Annotated in this window: 13 protein-coding genes (1 of these 13 cut by a window edge); 5 read left to right on the top strand and 8 right to left on the bottom strand. The window is 74.8% G+C overall.

Annotated features, from left to right (window positions below; genetic code table 11):
- Positions 1-51 carry the beginning of a MarR family winged helix-turn-helix transcriptional regulator gene (locus RVR_RS20090; protein WP_202235166.1) on the bottom strand. The gene continues 510 nt to the left of window position 1, outside the view, so 51 of the gene's 561 nt are visible here — the first part of the coding sequence; it begins with the start codon at positions 49-51; its stop codon lies beyond the left edge, outside the window.
- 162 nt (positions 52-213) lie between these two features.
- Here RVR_RS20090 and RVR_RS20085 point away from each other — a divergent pair, with 162 nt between their 5' ends.
- Positions 214-1,524: an MFS transporter gene (locus RVR_RS20085; protein WP_202235165.1), complete on the top strand. Its 1,311-nt coding sequence runs from the start codon at positions 214-216 to the stop codon at positions 1,522-1,524.
- A gap of 138 nt (positions 1,525-1,662) precedes the next feature.
- On the opposite strand, the gene RVR_RS20080 is transcribed toward RVR_RS20085, so the two are convergent.
- Entirely contained in the window at positions 1,663-3,441 is a 1,779-nt protein-coding gene (locus RVR_RS20080) for an ATP-binding SpoIIE family protein phosphatase (protein WP_202235164.1), read from the bottom strand.
- A gap of 113 nt (positions 3,442-3,554) precedes the next feature.
- Entirely contained in the window at positions 3,555-5,075 is a 1,521-nt protein-coding gene (locus RVR_RS20075) for an NAD(P)/FAD-dependent oxidoreductase (protein WP_202235163.1), read from the bottom strand.
- A 298-nt stretch (positions 5,076-5,373) separates the two neighbouring features.
- On the opposite strand from RVR_RS20075, the gene RVR_RS20070 reads away from it, so the two are divergent.
- Both RVR_RS20070 and RVR_RS20065 read left to right on the top strand, forming a co-directional pair.
- Positions 5,374-6,246 (top strand): TetR/AcrR family transcriptional regulator, encoded by an 873-nt coding sequence (locus tag RVR_RS20070; protein ID WP_202235162.1) that lies wholly within the window; start codon positions 5,374-5,376, stop codon positions 6,244-6,246.
- Between the two features lie 481 nt (positions 6,247-6,727).
- Complete coding sequence (locus tag RVR_RS20065) at positions 6,728-8,635, top strand: sigma-70 family RNA polymerase sigma factor (protein WP_430393240.1); 1,908 nt, start codon at positions 6,728-6,730, stop codon at positions 8,633-8,635.
- A gap of 209 nt (positions 8,636-8,844) precedes the next feature.
- Here RVR_RS20065 and RVR_RS20060 read toward each other — a convergent pair whose 3' ends face one another.
- The 4 genes from RVR_RS20060 to topA all read right to left on the bottom strand — a co-directional run bounded on the left by RVR_RS20060 (position 8,845) and on the right by topA (position 19,572).
- Positions 8,845-9,540, bottom strand: a complete 696-nt coding sequence (locus RVR_RS20060) for a DsbA family oxidoreductase (RefSeq protein WP_202235161.1) — start codon at positions 9,538-9,540, stop codon at positions 8,845-8,847.
- An 88-nt stretch (positions 9,541-9,628) separates the two neighbouring features.
- Positions 9,629-13,054, bottom strand: coding sequence for an AfsR/SARP family transcriptional regulator (locus RVR_RS37790; protein ID WP_430393155.1), 3,426 nt, complete (start codon positions 13,052-13,054; stop codon positions 9,629-9,631).
- 144 nt (positions 13,055-13,198) lie between these two features.
- Entirely contained in the window at positions 13,199-16,588 is a 3,390-nt protein-coding gene (gene tmk, locus RVR_RS20050; RefSeq protein WP_202235160.1) for a dTMP kinase, read from the bottom strand.
- A 134-nt stretch (positions 16,589-16,722) separates the two neighbouring features.
- Complete coding sequence (gene topA, locus RVR_RS20045) at positions 16,723-19,572, bottom strand: type I DNA topoisomerase (protein ID WP_202235159.1); 2,850 nt, start codon at positions 19,570-19,572, stop codon at positions 16,723-16,725.
- A 466-nt stretch (positions 19,573-20,038) separates the two neighbouring features.
- Between topA and RVR_RS20040 the strand changes: the two genes are divergently transcribed.
- Both RVR_RS20040 and RVR_RS20035 read left to right on the top strand, forming a co-directional pair.
- Positions 20,039-20,662 (top strand): hypothetical protein, encoded by a 624-nt coding sequence (locus tag RVR_RS20040; RefSeq protein WP_202235158.1) that lies wholly within the window; start codon positions 20,039-20,041, stop codon positions 20,660-20,662.
- Between the two features lie 146 nt (positions 20,663-20,808).
- Positions 20,809-21,165: a DUF2752 domain-containing protein gene (locus tag RVR_RS20035; RefSeq protein ID WP_237404866.1), complete on the top strand. Its 357-nt coding sequence runs from the start codon at positions 20,809-20,811 to the stop codon at positions 21,163-21,165.
- A 37-nt stretch (positions 21,166-21,202) separates the two neighbouring features.
- Here the strand turns inward: RVR_RS20035 and RVR_RS20030 are convergent, their stop codons facing one another.
- Entirely contained in the window at positions 21,203-22,801 is a 1,599-nt protein-coding gene (locus RVR_RS20030) for a DUF7059 domain-containing protein (RefSeq protein ID WP_202235156.1), read from the bottom strand.
- Between the last annotated feature and the right edge of the window lie 193 nt (positions 22,802-22,994).

Raw genomic sequence — 22,994 nt, 5'->3', positions numbered from 1 at the left:
GTCGAGGTCCAGCTCCTGGGGGGTTCCCGGGGAACCCGGGGCTGCGGTCATGCCCCGAGTATGCCACGGAAGGAGATTGCGCTAAAGGTCTTCGCTGTGTAGTCTTTAGCTTCGAAGTTTAGAACTGAAGTCTTCACTCCGAAGCTGTTGCGCTCCGGAGGATGTGGGGAGCCGCGCCCGGACTGGGCGCGGCCGTGATCGAGTGAGGTGAGTGTGACCACCGCGATGGGCGCCGCGCTGCGCCGTATCCAACTGGGCAACGCGCTGAGCGCGTTCGGCAACGGCTTCACCGTGCCCTTCACGTTCGTCTATGTGTCGCAGGTGCGGGGGCTGGGCGCCGGTGTCGCGGGCGCGGTGCTGGCGACCTTCGCCGTCGCCGCGCTCTTCGTGCTGCCCTTCACCGGGCGGGCGATCGACCGGCGCGGACCGGTGCCGGTCGCGGTCGCGGGCACCGTGCTGGCCGCGTGCGGCTCGCTCGGTCTCGGGCTGTCCGGGAGCGAGGCGGGCGTCATCGCCGCGGCGGGCGCGCTGGGTGCGGGGATAGCCGTGGTGCAGCCGGCCCTGGCGACGATGATCGTGTGGTGCTCGACCACGGCGACGCGGTCGCGGGCGTTCGCCATGCAGTTCTTCCTGAACAACCTGGGGCTGGGCGTCGGCGGTCTGATCGGCGGCCTGATCGTGGACACCGCGCATCCGTCGTCGTTCATCCGGTTGTTCGCAATCGAGGCGGCGATGTTCCTGGTGCTCGGTGCGGTGGTCTCCACCGCGCGCGTGCCCGGCGCGCCGCTGCTGGCCGCGGCGGACCGGCCCGGGTCCGGATCCGGCGCCGGTGTCGCCGGCGGTTGGCGGGCGCTGCTGCGGGACCGGGCGATGGTGATGGTCTGCGTGCTGGGCTTCGTGATGTTCTTCGCCTGCTACGGACAGTTCGAGTCGGGGCTGTCGGCGTTCGCGGTGGAGGTCACGCACATCTCGCCGGCCACGCTCGGGGCTGCACTTGCAGCCAACACCGCGGTCATCGTGCTCGCCCAGTTCGTGGTGCTGCGGCTGGTGGAGCGCCGGCGGCGCAGCCGGGTGATCGCCGGGGTCGGCCTGGTGTGGGCGGTGGCGTGGATCGCCGCCGGGGTGTCGGGGCTGGTGCACGGAAGCCACACGCTGGCGGTCGCGGCGATCATCTCGACGTACGCCCTGTTCGGGCTCGGTGAGGCGATGCTGGCCCCCACCGTGAATCCGCTGGTGGCCGACCTGGCTCCGGACCGGATGGTGGGGCAGTACAACTCGGCGTTCGCGCTGGTGAAGCAGCTCGCCCTCGCGCTGGGCCCTGCGGCGGCGGGTGTGATCGCGGCAGCCGGGGCGTACGACGCGTACATCGTGATGCTGGTGGTCTGCTCGCTGGGGATATCGGTGACGGCGCTGCGGATGGCGCGGCACCTTTCGCCGGTGCAGGACAGCCCGGTGCCGGTGGCCCGGGTGGTGGCCCGGTCGGTCCGCCCGGAGTCGGCGGAGCCCGAGCGCATAGCGGGCTGAGCCGAGCCGGCGGAGCGGTTCCGGGCCTGGTGGACGGGGATCCGCCCGGCGCGGCTCGCCACGCTCGGCCCTGCCCGTGTCACCGATCGCTCCCCTCCCCCGGCCACCCCGGGGGCGGCCGGGCGGGCGGGCGAGCGGTCAGGCGGGCAGCGCGAACTCGCACCAGACGGCTTTGCCGCCGCCCGGGGTGCGGCGGGAGCCCCAGCCGGTGGCGATGGTCGCGATGATCGAGATCCCCCGGCCGGCCTCGTCGGCGAGGTCGGCGCGCTGGCGGCGCGGCAGGTGCTCGTCGCCGTCGGTGACCTCGATGATCAGGCGCCGGTCGGTGCGGCGCAGCCGTAGCCGCATGGGCGGGATGCCGTGCTTCAGCGAGTTGGCGACGAGTTCGCCGGCGGCGAGGACGCCGAGGTCGCGCAGTTCGGTCGGGAAGCGCCAGGAGGCGAGCACCCCGGAGGCGAAGGCGCGGGCGCGCGGCGCGGCCTCGATGCCTCCGAGCAGGTCGAGCGAGGCGTTCCGGAAGAGCTCGGCGTCGGCGCCGCTGTGGTCGGGGCACTGCAGGACGAGCACGGCCACGTCGTCGTCGTGCTCGGAGGTGACGCCGAGGGCGCGCAGCAGCCGGTCGCAGATCACCTGGGGCGCGCCGGTGGCGCCGGCCATGGCGCGGGTGAGGGCGTCGACGCCTTCGTCGATGTCCTGGTCGCGGCGTTCGATGAGGCCGTCGGTGTAGAGCACCGCGGTGCAGCCGGGGCCGAGCGCGACGGTGCCGGAGCTGTGGATCCAGCCGCCGGTGCCCAGCGGCGGCCCGGTCGGTTCCTCGACGCGGTGCACGACGCCGTCGGGGTCGCGGATGAGGATGGGGAGGTGCCCGGCGCTGGCGTAGTGCAGGCGGCCCTCGCTGGGGTCGTGGACGGCGTAGACGCAGGTGGCGATCTGCATGGCGTCGATCTCGGCGGCCAGCTCGTCGAGGAGTTGGATCACCTCGTGCGGAGGCAGGTCGAGCCGGGCGTAGGCGCGGACGGCGGTGCGGAGCTGGCCCATCACGGCGGCGGCGCGCACCCCGCGGCCCATCACGTCGCCGATGACCACCGCGGTGCGGCCGGCGCCGAGGGTGATGACGTCGTACCAGTCACCGCCGACGGCGGCGTCGGTGCCGCCGGGCTGGTAGGTGGCGGCGACGCAGAGGTCGTCGGGCTGCTCCAGTTCCTGCGGCAGGAGGCTGCGCTGGAGGGTGACGGCGGTGTCGTGGAGGCGGCGCTCGCTCTCGCGGAGGCGTTCGGCGGACTGCACCTGGTCGGTGACGTCGGCGCCGAAGACGAGGACGCCGCGCTGCTCGGCGTCGGGGTGCCCCGGGTGGACGGGGGTGCAGGTGAAGGTGAAGTAGCCGTCACGGGTGGGTGCGCCCGGCCCGGTGTGGGTGCCCTGGCCGACCTTGCGGGCTTTGACGGTGCGCGGCCTGCCGCTGCGGTGGACCTGGTCCATCAGCGGGAGCAGGCCGAGTTGGTCGAGTTCGGGCAGGGCCTCGCGGGCGGGCGTGCCGGTGGTGCGGGGGCCGAAGAGGTCGGTGTAGGCGTCGTTGACGAAGCGGACCTGGTGGCCGGCGCCGCGGGTGACGGCGATGAGTGCCGGGAGCCGGCTGAGCACCCCGCGGACGGACTTCTCACTCGCGAGGGTGATGTCGGCCGACCCCGGGGTGTCCTGGTGCCCGCCGTCGCCGCCGCTCGCTCCCTCGCCGGGGCCGGCACCGTCGCCGTCGCCGGGGGTGAGCGGGGCGGGAGCGGGCGCGGGGCCGGCCGCGCCGGTGTCGCCGGGTGCTCCGGTACCGGCGGAAGCGGGATCACCGGCCTTGCCGCGCGCTGCTGGTACGGCACTGCGTCGCTGTGTTCCGGGGAGCCGGGCGCTCCAGCGCGTAAGGTTCAAACGTCCGATTCCTCGTATTTGTCACTCTTTGCCAGTGCTGCTGCACGCGTGGTCACGTGCCCAGTGTGGCCGAACCTCGACGCGGGCGGGAAACGTGGAGCGGCCGGGAGCCGTCAGGGCGCGTCCGGTTTCCGCTCGGAACCGGCCGCGAGTTCGAACTCCGCGCGCGGGTGTTCCAGCGAGCCGAGGGAGACGATCTCCCGCTTGAAGAGGCCCGACAGCACCCACTCGGCGAGGATGCGGGCCTTGCGGTTGAAGGTCGGCATCCGGCTGAGGTGGTAGACGCGGTGGATCAGCCAGGCGGGGTAGCCCTTGATGGCGCGGCCGCGCACCAGCGCGACGCCTTCGTGCAGGCCCAGCGACGCCACCGCGCCGGCGGAGACGTGCCGGTATTCGGTGAGCGGGCCGCCGTGCAGGTCGGCGATGAGGTTGTCGGCCAGGACGCGGGCCTGGCGTACGGCGTGCTGGGCGTTGGGCGCGCACTCGGGCCCCTCGTCGGCGCCGGGCCGCTCGCCGCCGGACGGGAGGACGTCGGGCCGCTCGGCGCCTCGCCCGGGTCCGGTACCTCGCCCGGGTCCGGCGCCCGGTCCGCTTCCAGTGCCCGGTCCGCTTTCGGCGCCTGCCCCGCTTCCGGCGCCCGCCCCGGCCGCGGCACCCAGGTCGGGCACGGCCGCCGCGTCGCCGGCCGACCACACCCGGTCGGCGCCCTCCACCCGCAGGGCGGCGTCCACGCGGAGCCGGCCGCGCCCGGTCAGAGGTAGCCCGGTCGCGGCGAGCAGGGGCGCCGGCTTGACGCCGGCGGTCCACACCAGCGTCCGGGTCGGCAGCCGGTCGCCGTCGGAGAGCACCGCGATCCGGTGCTCGCAGGAGTCGAGCCGGGTCTCCAGCCGGATGTCGATGTTGCGGCCGCGCAGCTCGCGCAGCGCGTACCGGCCGAGGGCCTCGCCGACCTCGGGCAGGATGTGGTCGGACGCCTCGACCAGCACCCATCTCAGGTCGTCGGTGGTGATGTTGTGGTAGTACCGCACGGCGTAGCGCGCCATGTTCTCCAGCTCGGCGAGGGCTTCCACGCCCGCGTACCCGCCGCCGACGAAGACGAAGGTCAGCGCGGCCTCGCGGACTTCGGCGTCACGCGTGGACGAGGCGATGTCGAGTTGCTCCAGCACGTGGTTGCGCAGGCCGATGGCCTCCTCGACGGTCTTGAACCCGACGCCGTGTTCGGCCAGACCCGGCACCGGCAGGGTGCGCGAGACCGAGCCGGGAGCGAGGACCAGGTGGTCGTACGGGATCTCCAGCGCGTTGCCGCCCTCTTCCGGCGTGACCAGGGTGTCCACGGTGGCGGTGCGCCGGTGGGTGTCGACGGACCGTGCCTCGCCGACGATGATCCGGCACCTGTCGAGCACCCGGCGCAGCGGCACCACGACGTGCCGCGGGGAGATCGAGCCGGCCGCCGCCTCGGGCAGGAAGGGCTGGTAGGTCATGTACGGCTGCGGTTCGACGACCACGATGTCGGCCTCATGGGGTTTCAGCCTGCGCTGCAGCCGCAGGGCGGCATACATCCCGACATAGCCGCCGCCGATGACGAGAATGCGCGGCGTGCTCGTGCTGGCCAGGACTGCTGACTCCGTCGTCATTGCTCCATGACGCAATGGACCGGAGTCGTTTGTCCACAGTACGGACATGACCTTTCCGGGGAATCGCCAGTACGGCCGGTCGGCACCGGTGGTGGGGACGGGTTTCCGTGCCCGCGGAGGCGGTGCCCCGGCGGGCGCCGATGCCGCCAACCGGCGGACCGGAAGCCGACCCTCTTCTTTCTGGACGCGGCCTCAACTATGTTCGTGTCTCGTAGTACCGCCGCCGCTGGCGCGGCGATCTTCACAATGGGTGAGGAGTCTCCGGGGGGAGACAGTGATTCACCGGGGGATGGGACACATGCACCTTCAGGACTCTCGACGTACTTCGGCTGCCGATTCGGACCGTCACGGGGGCATCACGCGCCCGGCGCCCCTGCGGGTCGACGCCCAGCGGAATCTCGAACACGTACTGCGCGCCGCCCGCGAGGTCTTCGGCGAACTCGGTTACGGCGCGCCGATGGAGGACGTGGCCCGGCGGGCCCGGGTCGGCGTCGGCACCGTCTACCGCCGTTTCCCCAGCAAGGACGTGCTGGTCAGGCGGATCGCGAAGGAGGAGACGGCGCGGCTGACCGAGCAGGCGCGTACCGCGCTCGGGCAGGAGGACGAGGCGTGGTCCGCGCTCGCCCGCTTCCTGCGCACCTCCGCGGCCTCGGGCGCCGGCCGGCTGCTGCCGCCGCAGGTGCTGCGGGTGGAGGGCGGGCCGGGCGCCATGGAACCGCGTCCCGGCGGTGACGAGCCGGTCCGGGTGCCGTCGCAGCGCACTCCGGTGCCGGTGGGCCCGGCGGGTGCGCCCGACCAGGGCCTTCCGGCGGGCGCCGACCACACCGGCGCGCTGCCCGTCGAGCACTCCGGGCCGCCGGTCGGCCAGGGGCGCGACGCCACCGAGTCGCGGGCGGACGACGACGGGGTGGGCACTCTGCTCGACGTCGTCGGGCAACTGGTCGAACGCGCCCGGCAGGCAGGCGAGTTGCGTACCGACGTGTCGGTGGCCGATGTGCTGCTGGTCATCGCGACCTCCCCGCCCGCGCTGCCCGACGCGCACCAGCAGGAGGCGGCGTCGGCCCGACTGCTGGACATCCTGCTCGAAGGGCTGCGCCCGCGGCCGGGCCTGCGCCGCACGGAACACGTCACGGAGGCCGACCACCACTCCGGTGCCGACCCGATCGAGTGACAGTGGAGGATGTGTGAACGGTGGGGCCACGGATGAGTGGTTCCACCGGATCGCCTGACAGCGCCGCGCGGTCCTGTGCCACGCTTTCCCCGTGGATGAGGCAAACGGCGAGTCCGGCTCCGCGGCCGCGGACCCGGAGACCGGCGACGCGGCACCGCCGCGCAGGGTGCCGGGGCAGCGCGACCGCTTCGCGAGGCCCGAGCCCGCCGCCCCGGAGCCGGCCGCTTCCGCACCGCTCCCCGTCCCCGCCGGCCCACCCCCGACAAGCCCTGCGGCCGGGCCCGTCGAGGCCACCGCCACCGGTGCGCCCGCCGTCGGCGCGGAGACCGCGACGGCCGCAGACGCGGACGCCCCGGCCCCGGCCCCGGCCCCGGCCGGACCGTACAAGGACGGACGGGAGTCGGCCGGACCGGACACGGGCGGACGGAGGCCGCACGGACCGGACCAGAACGGACCGGGGCCGGACGCGGGGGTCACCGCCCTGCCGGCCGACGCCGACCTGCACCCCGCCGAACACCCCGGTGTGGAACCGGACGCGGCACCTGGCCCGTCGGTCGGCGCGCGTCTCGACGGCACCCGGGCGCCCCGGGCGTCCCAGCCGCTCCCGGTGACCGCCACCGTGCCGGCGCAGTCGGCTCCTTCCGGCGCCCCGCCCGCCCGATCCGGCTACTCGGACGCCGAGTTGGTCGACCAGGTCAGGGCCGGCCAGGACAGCGCCTACGGAGAGCTGTACCGCCGCCACGCCGACTCCGTGCGGCGCTACGCGCGTTCGTGCTGCCGCGACGCCCACACCGCGGAGGACCTCACCGGTGAGGTCTTCGCCCGCACCCTGCAGGCCATCCGGGGTGGCAGTGGACCCGAATCCGCTGTCCGCGCCTACCTGTTGACCACCGTCCGGCGGGTCGCCGCGACCTGGGGCAGCACCGCCCGCCGCGAACAACTGGTCGAGGACTTCGCGGTGTTCGCCGTGTCCGCGGCCGGCGCCGGGGCCACCGAGCGGGGCGCGGACCTCGGCGCCGACGTCCGTGCCATGCGCGAGGCCGAACGCAGCCTGGCCATCCGGGCGTTCCGCACCCTGCCCGAACGCTGGCAGACCGTCCTGTGGCACACCGCGGTCGAGGACGAGTCGCCCAGCGAGATCGCCCCGCTCCTCGGCCTGACCCCCAACGCGGCCGCGGTGCTGGCGCACCGCGCCCGGGAGGGCCTGCGCCAGGCGTACCTCCAGGCGCACGTCAGCAGCACGCTGACCGCCGAGGGCGAGTGCGCCCGGTACGCCGACCGGCTCGGCGCGCACGCCCGCGGCGGCCTGCGGCTGCGCGCGGACCGGGAGTTGAACCGGCACCTCAAGGAGTGCGCGCGGTGCACCGCCGCCTCGGCCGAACTCGCCGACCTCAACTCCGCGCTCAAGGGCCTGCTGCCGGTCGCGTACATCGGCTGGTTCGCCGCGGCCTACGCCGCCAAGACAGCCGGGATCGTGGTCGCGGGCGGTGCGGCCGCCACCGCCGCCGCGGGGGGCGCGGCGGCCGCGGCCACCGGTTCGGGCGGCGCCACCGCCGCCGCGGGGGGCGCCGCGGCGAGCGAGGGGCTGGGGGCGCCCGCGAAGGCCGGCATCGCCGCGGCCGTGGTGGTGGCCGCCGCCGGAGCCGCCTTCGCCTTCACGCTCACCGGGGGCCACGGGAAGGCCCCGGCGAAGCCGGAGGCCAAGCCGCCGGTCACCGCGCCGGTCACGTCCGCGCCGCCGCCGAGCCCGGCGCCGAAGCCGACCCCGAAGCGCGCGGCGCCCCCACCGGCGCCCGCCGCCACGACACCCGCGGCGACCACACCGCCGCCGCAGGTGACGCCGAAGGCCGTGCCGAAGCCGGCCCCGGCCCCGCCCGCCCCGAAGCCGAAGCCCCGGCCCACACCGACGCCGACGCCGACCCCCACGCCGCCGCCGGCCCCGACCGCCTACAAGGTGAACGCGCTGCCGGTCATGGGCCTCGGCGCGGCCTCCGACGAGCCCGCGATCGTCCCGCAGGGCCCGCGCAACTGGTGGTGGGACCGCACCGACCCCGGGATCGGCGGCACAACCTACGACCACGGCATCAGCGTGCACGCCCCCTCGACGGTGGACATCGCGCTCAACCGCGCCTGCGTCTCCTACGACGCCCGCGCCGGGATCGACGACCTGGTCAGCCCGCTGCTGCGCACCTCGGTCACCTTCGCGGTGTACGCCGACGGCAGCCGGCTGTGGCGCTCCGGCCCGGTGCACCCGGGCGATCCGGCCGTGCCGGTCCACGTGGACCTCACCGGCCGCAAGACGCTCCGGCTCGAGGTCACACCGGACTCCCGCCCCCTGTCCTTCGCCAACCTGGCGGACTGGGCCGACTCCGTGATCACCTGCGGCTAGGGCCTGCCCGGCGGACCGTGCCGGTCGAGCTCGCGGCGTCCGGTGCCGTGCATCGCAAGGCGGAGAATCATCCGCGTACCGGGCCGTACGCGGGTGATCCGACAACGCAGGGAGGTGCGGTGCCGGGCGCCGCGAGCCCGGCAGGATCCGCCGGACAGGCCCTGAGGCCTGCCCGGCGGACCGGCCGCGGGTGGGGAGGGGGCACGGCGTCACTGCACCGCGCAGGCACCGTCGGCGCATCCGTCCGCGCCCGGGGCCGCGAGGTCCTCGTCGGCCGTCTCCTTGGCCACCTGCTCCAGCACGCGCAGGAACGTGGAGGTCTCCTGGCCGCCCTGGACCGCCCACTGCCCCTCGAAGACGAAGGTCGGCACGGCGGTGACACCGATCTCGCGGGCGCGCGCGATGTCGGCGACGACCTCGTCGGTCAGCGCGTCGCCCGCCAGGAAGGAGGCCACCGCGACGCGGTCGAGACCGGCGGCGACGGCGGCGTCCGCGAGCTGTTCGGGGTCGCCGATGTCCAGGCCCTCGGCGAAGTGCCCGGTCATCAGCGTGCCCTTGAGCCGGTTCTGCGCGGCGGCACCGTAGGTGTCGAGCGCGAAGCGCAGCAGCCGGTGGGCGAGCAGCGAGTTGTTCTCCAGCACGGAGTCGAAGTCGAACGCGAGTCCCTCGGCGGCGCCGAGCCGCGTCAGCCGCTCGTCCATGGCGGCGGCCTGGGGGCCGAACTTCGCGGCCAGCACCTCGCGGTGCGGGCGGGGCTCGTGGGGGGCGTCCGGGTCGAGCTGGAACGGCCGGTAGACCACCTCGACCGCGCCGCCCTGCGGGAACGCCGCCAGCGCCCGTTCGAAGCGGGACTTGCCGACGTGGCACCACGGGCAGGCGATGTCCGAATAGATCTCGACCTTCACGGCGGTCACTCCCCAGGAGACGGTCGGCGGCGCCCGGTCGACGCCCTACGGCCCACCACGGAAAGCGGTGGACATATCAATTGAAACATCAATGAAAACTGAGGGCGAGCGCCGCCAGCTCCTCGATCGACTCCTGCCGGCTGCGCCCCGCCCCGCGCGCCCGCTGCCGGACCGCCTCCTCCGGGGCGAGCAAGGCCGCCGCCCGGGCCGTCACCGCGTCGTCGCCCGCCTGCTCGGGCAGGGTCCGGGGCAGGGCGCCGCGGACCGCGTCCGACGCACCGGCCATCCGCAGCGCGGCGGGCGCGTCGCCCAGCTCGGCGAGGATCTGCGCCGCCGTGTCGAACTGGGCGCCGACCACCGCCTCCGTGCAGTTCTCCTCCTCCGCCATCCGCACCGCCTCGGCGGCCTCGACCAGCGCGCCGGGCAGGTCCCCCTCGGCGGCGGTGAGCCCGGCGGACAGGCCGCGCAGCAGCACGTGGAACATCGGCGGCGGGGTGCCGTCGGCGATCCGGCCCACCGCGGTCCCGTACAGCTCGCGGGCCTCGCGCACGGCTCCCTGACGCAGCAGGATCAGCGACCGCAGGTAGCGGATGTAGGTGCGGGCGTCCATCACCGCGTACCGCTCGGCCTCCTCCTCGGCGTCGTCGAGGAGCCGCCGGGCATCCTCGTCGTCGCCGCACCGGTGCGCCAGTTCGGCCATCCGCCCCAGCAGGAAGGCACCCTCGCTGAACGCGCCCAGCTCACGGCCGAGCCGATACGCCTCCTCGAAGCCGTCCCTGGCCGCGGCGTAGTCGCCGTGCAGCGTCTCGATCTCGGCCCGGGCGCTGTGCACCTGGGCCCGAATCCAGCGGTCGCCCAACCGCCCGGCCAGCTCGCTCAGTTCCGCCCGGTCCCGGTCGACCCGCGCGGTGCCGCCCGGCGAGTCGACGGTCACGTGCATCCGGAACATCAGCGCGGCGGCCAGCTCCCAGTCGCCGCCGTTGGCACGGCAGTTGTCGACCACCCGGTCGGTCTCGGCGAGCACCATCCGGCCGCCGCCGGACACGTAGAGCGTGAACGGCCACAGCATGCCCGGGAAGCGGGCGGCGGGCGGACCGGCGTCGCGGTAGGCGGCGGAGACCAGGTTGACCATCGCCTTCACGTCCGGCGCCGCCCACTGGTCCTCGGTCGCGCTGTCGCCCTGCACGAACAGCAGCAGCAATTGCAGGTCGAGGCGCGGCCAGTACATCGGGTCGTCGGTGTCGCCCAGCCGGTCCGCGCCCATCGCGGCCACCTGGGTGAGCCAACCGGACGCCTCGTCGCGGTAGTTGCGCAACCACCAGAACCACCCCATGCCCAGCGCGATCGCGACCGCGTCGGCCTCGGAACGGTGCACGAGGGCGCGGTGCAACGCGGCCCTGACGTTGTCCAGTTCGGTCTCCAGCACCTCGAACCAGTGCAACTGGTCGCTGCCGCGCAGCAGCGGGTCGACGGACACGGCCAGGTCGCGGACGTACGCGGTGTGCCGCTCGCCGGCCGCCACGAGCGCGGCGGGGTGTTCGTGGGCCCGCTCCAGGGCGTACTCGTGGATCGTCTCCAGCAGCCGGTAGCGGGTGCCGGCGGTGCGGTCGTGCTCGGCCACCACCAGGGACTTGTCCACCAGTTGGGCCACCGTGTCCAGCGCGTCCGGGCCGCACACCGCCTCGGCCGCGGCGAGCGTGCAGCCGCCGGCGAAGACGCTCAGCGCGCACAGCGTCGTGCGCTCGCGGTCGTCGAGCAGGTCCCAGCTCCAGTCCACGACCGCGCGCAGGGTCTGCTGGCGCGGCAGGAGGGTGCGGCTGCCGCCGGTGAGCAGCCGGAACCGGTCGTCGAGCCGGTCGGCGATCTGCCGCGGGGACAGCGCGCGAAGCCGGGCCGCCGCGAGTTCGATCGCCAGCGGGAGGCCGTCCAGCCGGCGGCAGATCTCGCGGATCGCGGCCTCGTCCACCGTGTCGGAGCCGGAGCTGTCCCGGTGCCCGTTGTGGCGACCGGCCGGCGCACGGTCCGCGCCGGGGGTCGGACCGCGGCCCGGGACCGTGTCCGGAGCAGGGTCGGGGGCGAGGTGCGGGGCGGGGTCGGGAGCAGGGTGGTGGGCGGGGTCCGGGACCGCCTGCGGGCGGGCGGTCCTGGCGCGCTCGGCGAACAGCCGGTACGCGGTGCGCGGCGGCAGTGGCTCCACCGGGCGGACCAACTCGCCCGGTACGCCCAGCGGTTCGCGGCTGGTGGCGAGCACGGTCAGCTCCGGGCAGCGGGCGAGCAGGTCCTCCGCCAGGTACGCGGTGGCCCCGACCAGGTGCTCGCAGTTGTCCAGCACCAGCAGCAGGCGGCGGCCGGTGCAGTACTCCACCAGCCGCTCCATCGGGTTCTCGCCGCCCAACGCGTCGCGCGCCGGGGCCAGGACGAGGGTGTCGCGGCGCCCCAGCGCGTTCAGCACGGCGTGCGGAACGGCGTACGGGTCGTCCAGCGGGGCGAGTTCGGCCAGCCACACACCGTCCGGGTACCCGTCCTGCGCGGCCTCGGCCGCCTCCTGCGCCAGCCGGGTCTTCCCCGAACCGCCCGGACCGGTGAGCGTCACCAGCCGGGCGGCCCGTATGTCGGCGCGGATCGCGGCGAGTTCACTCTCGCGGCCGACGAAGCTCGTCAGGCGCGCCCGCAGGTTGCCGCGCCGGGGCGGCGGGGGCGCCGGAGACGGGGCCGACGGGGGCAGCGGCCCCACGGACGGCGCGCCGGAGGCCGTACGGTGCCGGGCGTCACCGGCGGTCGGCCCGTCAGGCTCGGGGGGCCTCAGCAACTCCGTGTGCAGCGCGCGCAGTTCCGGTCCGGGGTCGGCGCCGAGCGTGTCGGCGAGCACGGTCCTGGCCTCCTCGTACGCCACCAGGGCGTCGGCGCTGCGGCCGCTCGCCCGCAGCGCGCGGATGAGCTGCGCGTGGAACGGCTCGTCCAGCGGGTGGGCGGCCACGGCCTCCCGCAGCGCCGGGAGGACGGCGGCGGTCTGCCCGCGAGCCAGCTCCGCCTCGAACTTCGCGCGGAGCGCGGCGAGGCGCAGCGCGTCGGTGCGGGCTGCTGCGGCACCGCGGTCCGGCAGGTCCGCGAGCGCCGGGCCGCGCCACAGGCCGAGCGCCTGGCCCAGGGTGCGGGCTGCCTCCTCGGGGCGGCCGTCCCGCAGTTCCGCCTCGCCGGTGCGCAGCAGTTCCTCGAACGCGAACAGGTCGACGCTCTGCCGCGGCGTGTTCAGCCGGTAGCCGCCCGGCTCCGAGGCCACCGCGTCGCGCCCGAGGGCCTTGCGCAACCGCGCGACCAGGGCCTGGAGTGCGCCCGCGGCGTCGGCGGGCGGCTCCCGCGTCCAGACCTCGGCGATCAGGGTCTCCGGGGGCACGGGGTGGCCGGCCCGGGCGGCGAGGACGGTGAGGACCGCGCGGACCTTCGCACCGGTCAGCGGAACGACGGTGCCGTCGTCCGACCTGGCCTCGGTGACCCCGAGTACGAAGTAGCGCACGGCGTTCATTGTCCCTGCCCGGGGCCGGACCCGCGGTGGCGCGTGCGGGGCCCGGGCCGCGGTGGCGCGTGCGGCCCCGCGGCCCCGGCGCTCACGACCGCCGCGCGGGCCCGCTCTCGTCGGGCCGCGCGGCGGTCGGAAGGGTCAGCCGCGCGGCGGGTCCTCGCGGTCACGCGGGCCGAGCAGCTCGTCGGCAAGGGTGGGCAGGTCGTCGAGGGGGGTCTCCTCGGCCCACTGCGGGCGCGGCCGGCGCGGGGGCTGGGCGGCGGGCATCTCGCGGGTGCGCTCGTCGCCGGTGGTCCGGTCGGGACGGAAGAGCCACGGCGGCACCCGGTCGGTGGGGTCGTCGGAACGGGCGGTGCCGGGGGCCGGGGGCGGCAGCTCCGTGGTCTCGTCGCTGCTGCCGGACGGCTCCGGCTCGTGCTCGGGCTCGTGCTCGGGCACGATCGGGGTCATCACGGTCGTGGTCTCGGAGGGGGACGAGGCCGGAGGCGGCGTGACGGCCGGGAGCACCGTGGTCGCGTCGGAGTCCGACCGGTCGCCGTCGGAACCCGCGTCGGGCACCGCCGGCACGGCCGACATCACCGTGGTCGCGTCGGAGGCGGACGCGGAGCCGGACGCATCGCCGGACCCGGAACCCGAGCCCGTACCCGTACCCGTACCGGAGCCGGAACCCCTGTCCGAGCCGGAGCCGGAGCCGGAACCGGCATCCGAGCCGGAACCGGAACCGTGGTCGGTGTCCGAACCGCTCCCGGAACCACCGTCGGAACCGCCGCGGGACCCGCCCCCGGGCCCGCCATCGGAACCGTCGTCGGAACCGCCCTCGGAACGGCGGCCGGAGTCCGCGCCGGAGCCCCGGTCGGGCTCCTCCGCGGGCGCGTCCGACACCGCCGGCAGCACCGCGGTCTCCTCCGAGTCGGAGGCGGCGGCAGCAGCCGCGGCCGCCGCAGCCGCCGCGGCACGCGCCGCCTCCGCGCGCAGCAGCGCCTCCTCGGCCTTGCGCTGCTTCTCCTGCCGCTGCTCGGCCGCCTCGGCGCGCAGCCGCGCCTGCTCGTCGGCGAGCCGCCGCAGACGCTCCTGCTCCGCTTCGTACGCGGCCTCCTCGGCGGCGCGCCGGGCGTCCTCCTCGGCCTGGCGGCGCGCGGCCTCCTCCGCGGCGACGCGGGCCGCCTCGGCCTCCTGCGCGGCCTTGCGCTCGGCGATCTCGCGGCGCGCGGCCTCCTCGGCGGCGAGCCTGCGCTCCTCCTCCTCGCGGCGCAGCCGTTCCAACTGCTCCTGGCGCTCGCGTTCCTGTCGTTCCTCCTCGGCCTTGCGCGCGGCCTCCTCGGCGGCCAGTCGCGCCGCCTCCTCGGCCGCCTTGCGCTCGGCCTCGGCACGCGCCTCGATCTCCTGGGCGGAGAGCGGCAGCATGCGGTCGAGCCGGTGCCGTACGACGGTGGTGACCGCCTCGGGGTCCTGGGCCGCGTCCACCACGAGGTAGCGGGCGGGGTCGGCGGCGGCGAGGGTCAGGAAGCCGGCGCGCACCCGCTCGTGGAACTCCGCCGGCTCGGACTCCAGCCGGTCCGGGGCCTCGGTGAAGCGCTCCCTGGCGGTCTCCGGCGGCACGTCCAGGAGCACCGTCAGGTGCGGGACGAGCCCGCCGGTGGCCCACCGGGAGATGCGGGCGATCTCGGTGGGGGCGAGGTCGCGCCCGGCGCCCTGGTAGGCGACGGAGGAGTCGATGTAGCGGTCGGAGACGACCACCGCGCCGCGTTCCAGTGCGGGCTTCACCACGGTGTCGACGTGCTCGGCACGGTCGGCGGCGTAGAGCAGGGCCTCGGCGCGGTGCGAGACCCCGGCGGAGGAGACGTCGAGGAGTATGGAGCGCAGCCGCTTGCCGACCGCGGTGGCGCCAGGCTCGCGGGTGACGACGACCTCGTGGCCCTTCGCCCTGATCCAGTCCGCGACCGCCTCGACCTGGGTGGACTTGCCGGCTCCGTCGCCGCCCTCGACGGCGATGAAGAAGCCGGTGGCGGCCGGTCCGGTGGCCGGCTCGGCGCCGCGCAGCGCCTCGCGCAGGTCGCGGCGGAGCGGCACCCCGGAGCGGTCGTCGGTCTTGCCGAGCACCAGCGCGGCGACCGGCAGCAGCAGCGCGCCGACCAGGATCAGGGTGTAGGCGGCACCGCCGTGGTCGAAGGTGAAGTGGCCGTTCTGGACGCGGTGCGGGCCGATCGCGGCGGCGACCAGCGGCCCCGCGACCGCGGCCACGCCGAGCACGGCGCGCACCACGGCGTGCAGGTGCTCGACGGTCCGCGGCCTGCGGGCCTCCTCGGCCTCCTGCTCGATCAGGGTGTGCCCGGCGTTCGCGGTGACTCCGGCCGCGGTACCGGCCAGCAGCGACAGCGCCAGCACCGTGGCCTGGTCCGGCACGACGCCGGTCAGCAGCAGCGCGATACCGGTGACGCCGGTGCCGACGGCCAGCAGGCGGCGGCGGGAGAGTCCGGGCACCGTGTGGGGGGCGATCCGGATGCCGAGCACGGTGCCCGCGGTCAGCGCCAGCACCAGCAGGCCGAAGCCGGTCGGCCCGAAGCCGAGGGCGAGCGCGTGCAGGACGGCGACGGCGACCGCGACCGCGATCGAGCCGGCCACCGCGGCGGTGGCGAGCACCAGCAGCGGCAGCGCGCCGGTACGGCCGCGCTCGGCGCCGGCCGGGCCCTTGGGCAGCCGCAGGCCCTCCAGCGGGGAGTGCGGCTTGGCGGCGCCGCCGGAGGGCAGCTCCAGCAGGTACAGCACGGCCATCGAGGACGAGAAGAGGCCGGCGGCCACGTAGGACGACAGCGCGGCCTGGTGCAGGTCGAACCAGTCGACGCCCACCGCGATCAGCGTGTTGACGAGGGTGACGACCACCAGCGACGCCGCGGCCAGCGGCAGGGCGACGAAGCCCGTGCGCAGGTCGAGCCGTTGCAGCGTGGTGAGGTGGTCGGGGGCGGGGCGGACCGACGTGTCGCCCGGCGGGGGCAGCAGCGCCGGTGCGGCGCCGTCCTTCGCGATCGTCCACAGCCGCTCGGCGAGCCCGGCGACGAACGCGGTGGCCAGCAGCCACAGGTGCGCCGAGTGCGGGACCCACGTGACCCACAGCGGGGCGACGATGAACAGGCCGAGCCGTACGCCGTCGGCGCCGATCATCGTCCAGCGCCGGTCGAGCGGACCGCTCTCCTGGGTGAGCCCGGCCAGCGGCGCGAGCAGCACCGCGCCGAAGAGCAGGGACGCCACCAGGCGGGCGCCGAACACGGCGGCGACGCTGTACGCGACGCCCCGGTAGCCGCCGCCGAAGGAGTGGGCGGTGACGGTGGCCTGCACGGTGAGCACGAGCAGCACCAGCAGGCCGAGGCGGTCGGCGACCGCGCCCGTCAGTTGAGCGCTCCACAGCCTGCGCAGGGCGGGAATCTTCAGCAACGCGCCCACGGCACGCTCACGGGAGTCGGCCGAGAGGTCGGTCGCGAACGCCTCGGTGACGTCCGCCGCGGGCTGCGGTGGCTGCTCGGATCGCGTCATTCCGACAGCCTATCCGCCTCACCCGAACCAAACGTGTCCGCCCGAACAAACGGACGCGCATCCCCCCGCGGCAAACGGCGCGGGCGCCGCCCCCACGGATGGGGAGCGGCGCCCGCACGCTGCGGCCAGCACCTTCACTCCGTGGCGGAGCCGGCCTTCTTCGTCGCGGTCTTCTTCGCGGCGGTGGTCTTCTTGGCGGGCGCCTTCTTCGCGGACGCGGCAGAGGAGGCGGTCTTCTTGGCCGCGGCCTTCTTCGCGGGAGCCTTGGCCGGAGCCTTCTTCGCCGCCGTCTTCTTCGCGGGCGCCTTCTTCTTGGCCGGGCCCTTCGCGCGCTTCTCCGCGAGGAGTTCGTAGCCGCGCTCGGGGGTGATCGTCTCGACGTCGTCGTCGCGGCGCAGCGTCGCGTTGGTCTCGCCGTCGGTGACGTAGGGACCGAAGCGGCCGTCCTTGACCACGACAGGGCGCTCGCTGACCGGATCGGTGCCCAGTTCCTTCAGCGGGGGCTTGGCGGCGGCACGGCCGCGCGCCTTCGGCTGGGCGTAGATCGCCAGCGCCTGTTCCAGCGTGATGCTGAAGAGCTGGTCCTCGCTCTCCAGGGAGCGGGAGTCGGTGCCCTTCTTCAGGTACGGGCCGTAGCGGCCGTTCTGCGCGGTGATCTCGACGCCCTCGGCGTCGGTGCCGACCACCCGGGGCAGCGACATCAGCTTGAGGGCGTCGGCGAGGGTGACGGTGTCCAGCGACATCGACTTGAAGAGGGAGGCGGTGCGCGGCTTCACCGCGTTCTTGCCGGTCTTCGGGGTGTCCTCGGGCAGCACCTCGGTGACGTAGGGCCCGTAGCGGCCGTCCTTGGCGACGATCGGGCGGCCGGTGTCCGGGTCGGTGCCGAGCGCGAACTCACCGCTGGGCTTGGCGAACAGCTCCTGCGCCAGTTCGACGGTCATCTCGTCCGGCGGCAGGTCCTCGGGGATGTCGGCGCGCTTGTGGTCGTCCTCGCCGCGCTCGCCCTTCTCGACGTAGGGGCCGTAGCGGCCGACCCGCAGCATGATGCCGTCGCCGACCGGGAACGAGGAGATCTCGCGGGCGTCGATCGCGCCGAGGTCCTCCACGAGTTCCTTCAGGCCGCCGAGGTGGTCGCCGCCGGCGGGGTCGGGCTGGGCGGCGCCGGCCGCGGCGTCGCCCTCCTGGCCGAAATAGAAGCGGCGCAGCCACGGCACCGCCTCGGCCTCGCCGCGCGCGATCCGGTCGAGGTCGTCCTCCATGGAGGCGGTGAAGTCGTAGTCGACCAGCCAGCCGAAGTGCTTCTCCAGCAGGTTGACCACGGCGAAGGAGAGGAAGGACGGGACGAGCGCGGTGCCCTTCTTGAAGACGTAGCCGCGGTCGAGGATGGTGCCGAGGATCGTGGCGTAGGTCGAGGGGCGGCCGATCTCCTTCTCCTCCAACTCCTTGACCAGGCTCGCCTCGGTGTAGCGGGCGGGCGGCTTGGTGGAGTGGCCGTCGGCGGTGATCCCGTCGGCGGTCAGCGGGTCGCCCTCGGCGACCTGCGGCAGCCGGCGCTCGCGGTCGTCCAGCTCCGCGTTGGGGTCGTCGGCGCCCTCGACGTACGCCTTGAGGAACCCGTGGAAGGTGATGATCTTGCCGGAGGCGGAGAACTCGGCGTCCCGGCCGTCGGAGGCGGCGCCGCCGACCCGCACGGTGACGGACTGGCCGACCGCGTCCTTCATCTGCGAGGCGACGGTGCGCATCCAGATGAGTTCGTAGAGCCGGAACTGGTCGCCGGTCAGGCCGGTCTCGGCGGGGGTGCGGAAGCGGTCGCCGGAGGGGCGGATCGCCTCGTGGGCCTCCTGGGCGTTCTTCACCTTGCCCGCGTAGACACGCGGCTTGTCCGGCAGGTAGTCGGCGCCGTAGAGCTGCGTGACCTGCGCGCGGGCGGCGCCGACGGCGGTCTCCGACAGCGTGGTGGAGTCCGTCCGCATGTAGGTGATGAAGCCGTTCTCGTACAGCTTCTGGGCGACCTGCATGGTGGCCTTCGCGCCGAAGCCGAGCTTGCGCGACGCCTCCTGCTGGAGGGTGGTGGTGCGGAAGGGCGCGTACGGCGAGCGCCGGTAGGGCTTGGACTCGACGCTGCGCACCGAGAACTGCGCGTCGGCGAGCGCGGCGGCCAGGGCCCGGGCGTGCTCCTCGTCGAGGTGCAGTACCGCGGCGCTCTGCTTGAGGGCGCCGGTGGAGGCGTCGAAGTCGCGGCCCTGGGCGACGCGGCGGCCGTCGACCGCGACGAGCCGGGCGTTGAGCGTGGCGGGGTCGGAGGCGTCGCCGGCCCGGCCGGTGTTGAAGACGCCGACCAGATCCCAGTACTCCGAGGTGCGGAAGGCGATCCGCTCGCGCTCGCGCTCGACCACCAGGCGGGTCGCCACGGACTGCACCCGGCCCGCCGACAGCCGCGGCATGACCTTCTTCCACAGCACGGGGGAGACCTCGTAGCCGTAGAGCCGGTCGAGGATGCGGCGGGTCTCCTGGGCGTCGACCAGCCGCTGGTTCAGCTCGCGCGGATTACGCACGGCCGCCTGGATGGCGTCCTTGGTGATCTCGTGGAACACCATCCGGTGCACCGGGACCTTGGGCTTGAGGATTTCCTGCAAATGCCAGGCGATGGCCTCGCCCTCGCGGTCCTCGTCAGTGGCCAGGAATAGTTCGTCGGACTCCTTGAGGAGATCCTTGAGCTTCTTGACCTGTGCCTTCTTGTCGGCGTTCACGACATAGATGGGCTGGAAATCGCTGTCCACATTGACGCCGAGCCGCGCCCACGGCTGGCCCTTGTACTCCGCCGGCACTTCGGCGGCCCCGTTGGGGAGGTCGCGGATGTGCCCGACGCTGGCCTCGACGACGTATCCAGGGCCGAGATAGCCCTTGATCGTCTTCGCCTTGGCAGGCGACTCGACGATGACGAGTCGGCGGCCGCCCTGTGCGGTCTCGCGGGTCGGGGACAACTTCGCTCTTCTCTCCGGTTCGAAGGGGTGTCGCTGCGGAGTGTGACCGTACCTCCTGGGCCCGTGTCAAACGGGAAAAGTCCGCAACGCCACTCGAACGGTAACCCGATGTACGTTCTATCCACACCGCCGGGGTCGTCCGGCGGCCTCCCCCTGCAGGCTACGTCCACCGGTCTGATCCTGCCCGAAATCGCGCTTTCCGATCCTCACGGCCGGAAAACGCCGGGCCGGCCGGGGCCCCGGCGGACGTCGGCCGCCGGGCCGCGCGCCGGCCCCGGGGACGGGCGCGGGAAGCCCGGGTACCCCTCCCGCGAGCCCGCGGGCGGACGCCGGCCGGGACGGCTTCGTAGCCGGTTTGTATCAGGGCCGGTACGGGACGCCGGACACCGGGTGCTGCAAAAATGGGCGCGGACGGGCGGATGACCGATCCGCGCGACGGTGGGAACGCAGGGCAGGGGGATGCGTCATGTCCGACCAGAATCCGTACGCGGGCAAGCCGTACGGGGACGGCCCGTACGGGAGTCCGTCGCCGTACGGGGAGACCTCCGGCTACGGTGCCGCCCCCGGCTACGGCGAGGCTCCGGTCCCCGGTGACCAGGCCGGACAGGGCTACGGCTACGGCCATCCGCAGCACCCGCCGACCATGATGGGCGGCGACGCCGACTGGCGGCACAGCGCGCCCACGATGACGGGCGGCGACGGCGGCTGGCAGCACCACCCGCCGGTCGGGTACGGCGGCGCCGGCACGGCCACCCTGCTGACCATCGGCGACATCGCGGTGACGGGCGACGGCATCCTCACCCCTGCCGGCGCCCTCCCGCTGCGCGGCGCGGTGTGGACGGTCTCGGACATGAGCCGCACCGAGGAGAGCACCCCGACGTACGCGATCGTGCTCGCGGTGATCTTCTTCCTCGCGTGCCTGCTGGGGCTGCTCTTCATGCTGATCAAGGAGCGCAGGACCACCGGGTTCATCCAGGTCACGGTGCACAGCGGCGGCCGCTACCACGCGACGATGATCCCGGCCCGGGGTCCGAACGACGTGTACGCGGTCAACCAGCAGGTGAACCACGCGCGTTCGCTGTGCGTGTGAGGGTTCCGTCCGGCGGGCCGCCCCGCCCAGGGCCGCCGCAACCCGGGCCACCGCACTTCGGGCCGCCCCACCCCGGGCCACCGCACTTCGGGCCACCGCAACCCGGGCCGCGGCGCCCCGCGCGGTGGCGGCCGCATCCGGCGGTCGTGCCGCTGGCAACCCTCGCCGCCGGGATCGCCGCGTCCGCCTACCTCTACCGCACCGACCCGCACCAGAGCGGGCATCTGCTGCCGCGCTGCCCCTTCAACTGGCTCACCGGCCAGCTCTGCCCCGCCTGCGGCGGCACCCGCCTCGCCTACGACCTGCTGCACGGCGACCCGGTCCGGGCGTTCCACGAGAACGCGCTGCTCCTGGTGCTGTCCCCGGCGCTGTTGTGGATGTTCGGCCGCTGGGTGGTCGAGGGGCTGCGCGGCCGGCGCTGGCAGCCGGTGCTCCGGCCCCGGACCCAGTACGCCCTGCTGGTCGTGGCGGTGGGCTGGACGGTGCTCCGCAACCTGCGCTGACGGTGCGGCGCGGGCTGTGGGCTGCGGGCCGTCCTGGCTAGTCGGAGACCGGGGCGAGGAAGCCCTGCTCGACCAGGAGGCGGATCGACGCGGGCGTGCGGTCGCGCAGCACCACCGGGTCCTCGTCGAGGAGCTGGGCGATCGCGTCGATGATGCGGCCGGCCGGCAGCGTGCCGTCGCAGACCCCGGCGAACCCGGCGCCGACGGTGTCGACCTTGGTGGCCCGCCTCATGCCCCGCGCCGAGCGCAGCACCACGTGCTCCGGGTCCTCCGCGCCCGGCAGCCCGACCTGCTCCTGCACCACGTCGGGCGCGAGGGTGAACCGGGCCTCCAGCAGCGCCGCGTCGTCGTGCCCGCGCAGGAAGTCCTGCCGGCCGAACCAGTCGGCGACGTACGGCCCGAGCGGCTGCTCCACCGGGTGCGGCCACTCCTCGGCGGTGACCGAGGGCTGCGCCGAACCGGACCTGCGCAGCGTGATCCAGCCGAAGCCGACGCCGTTCACCTTGTTCCGTTCGAACTCCTCCAGCCAGGCGTCGTAGTGCCTCGCGTACGCGGCCGGGTCCGCGTGGTGGTCGCCCCCGTCGCGCAGCCACAGCTCGGCGTACTGCGCGACGTCCTGGACCTCGCGCTGCACGATCCAGGCGTCGCACCCGGCGGGCAGCCAGGACGTGACGCGTTCGCGCCAGTCCTCGCCCTCGGTGTGCTGCCAGTTGGCGAGGAGCTGCGAGTAGCCGCCCTCGGTGAGGTGGTCGGCGGACTGCCGGACGAGTTCACGGCACAGTTCGTCGCCGGCCATGCCGCCGTCGCGGTAGGTGAACCGCCCGGCCGGTGAGATCACGAACGGCGGGTTCGACACGATCAGGTCGTACCGCTCGTCCCCGACCGGCGCGAAGAGGCCGCCCTCCCGCAGGTCCGGCTCGGCGGCGCCGGACAGCGCGAGGGTCAGCCGGGCGAAGTGCAGGGCGCGCGGGTTGACGTCGGTGGCCGTCACCCGGGTGGCGTGCTGCGCGGCGTGCAGCGCCTGCACACCCGAGCCCGTCCCGAGGTCGAGCGCGCTGCCGACCGGCTCGCGCACGGTCAGCCCCGCGAGCGTGGTGGACGCGCCGCCCACGCCCAGGACCAGGTCGGCGCGGTCGACGCCGGGCGCGCTGCCGATGCCGGCCGCACCGCCGACCGCGCAGCCGAGGTCGGAGACGATCCACCAGTCGGCGCCTGAGTCCCCTGCGTACGGGCGTACGTCCACCGTGGCGCGCACCTGGTCGCCGTCGCGGATCAGCCAGGCGGCCGCCTCGTAGCGGTCGAGGCCGGCGCGCAGGACCGTACGGGCGCGGGCGAGCGGCACCTCCTGCTGGAGCAGGAAGAGCCGGACCAGGGTCTCCAGGGGGCTGCCGCCGCGGGTGGCGCGCAGCGCGGGGACGGTCTCGGCGCGGGACAGGGCCGCATAGGCGACGGCTCCGAGCAGGTCCAGGCAGCCGTCGGCGGTGAAGTCGGCGGCGAGCAGATCGGCGCGGAGGTCGGGCGCGGCGGCGGGATCGGGCAGGGGGCGGCCGGCGCCGCCCGGGCGCTGCGGGGCGCGCGGACCGCCGGTCGGCCGGGTGGGGGTGCTCGGGGTGCTCGGATCGCTCACGCCGCTCATTGTCCCGGAACTGCGGGAGGGGCGCCGCGTCGCGGGGCGGCGCGGTCCGGGAACCGCGGGCGAGCGCGGGGACGGCCGGACCGTCGAGGGGCTGCCGGAGGGGACAGGGACGTCGAAGGGGATGGGGACGCCGGATCGCGTGCGGGCCGCCCGAGCACGCGCCGGGCGGCCGGAGCGTGCCGGGCGGCCGGGG

Source organism: Streptomyces sp. SN-593 (genome assembly GCF_016756395.1).
GTDB classification, from domain to species: Bacteria; Actinomycetota; Actinomycetes; order Streptomycetales; family Streptomycetaceae; genus Actinacidiphila; species Actinacidiphila reveromycinica.
The sequence above is the reverse complement of the archived record's forward strand: the minus strand, read 5'-3'. Positions and strand labels throughout refer to the sequence as shown.

Excerpts from the sequence above, each read along its gene's own strand:
- RVR_RS20075 (WP_202235163.1), bottom strand. The coding sequence starts at position 5,075 with ATGACGACGGAGTCAGCAGTCCTGGCCAGCACGAGCACGCCGCGCATT.
- RVR_RS20030 (WP_202235156.1), bottom strand. The coding sequence starts at position 22,801 with ATGAGCGGCGTGAGCGATCCGAGCACCCCGAGCACCCCCACCCGGCCG.
- tmk (WP_202235160.1), bottom strand. The coding sequence starts at position 16,588 with ATGACGCGATCCGAGCAGCCACCGCAGCCCGCGGCGGACGTCACCGAG.
- RVR_RS20070 (WP_202235162.1), top strand. The coding sequence starts at position 5,374 with ATGCACCTTCAGGACTCTCGACGTACTTCGGCTGCCGATTCGGACCGT.
- RVR_RS20040 (WP_202235158.1), top strand. The coding sequence starts at position 20,039 with ATGTCCGACCAGAATCCGTACGCGGGCAAGCCGTACGGGGACGGCCCG.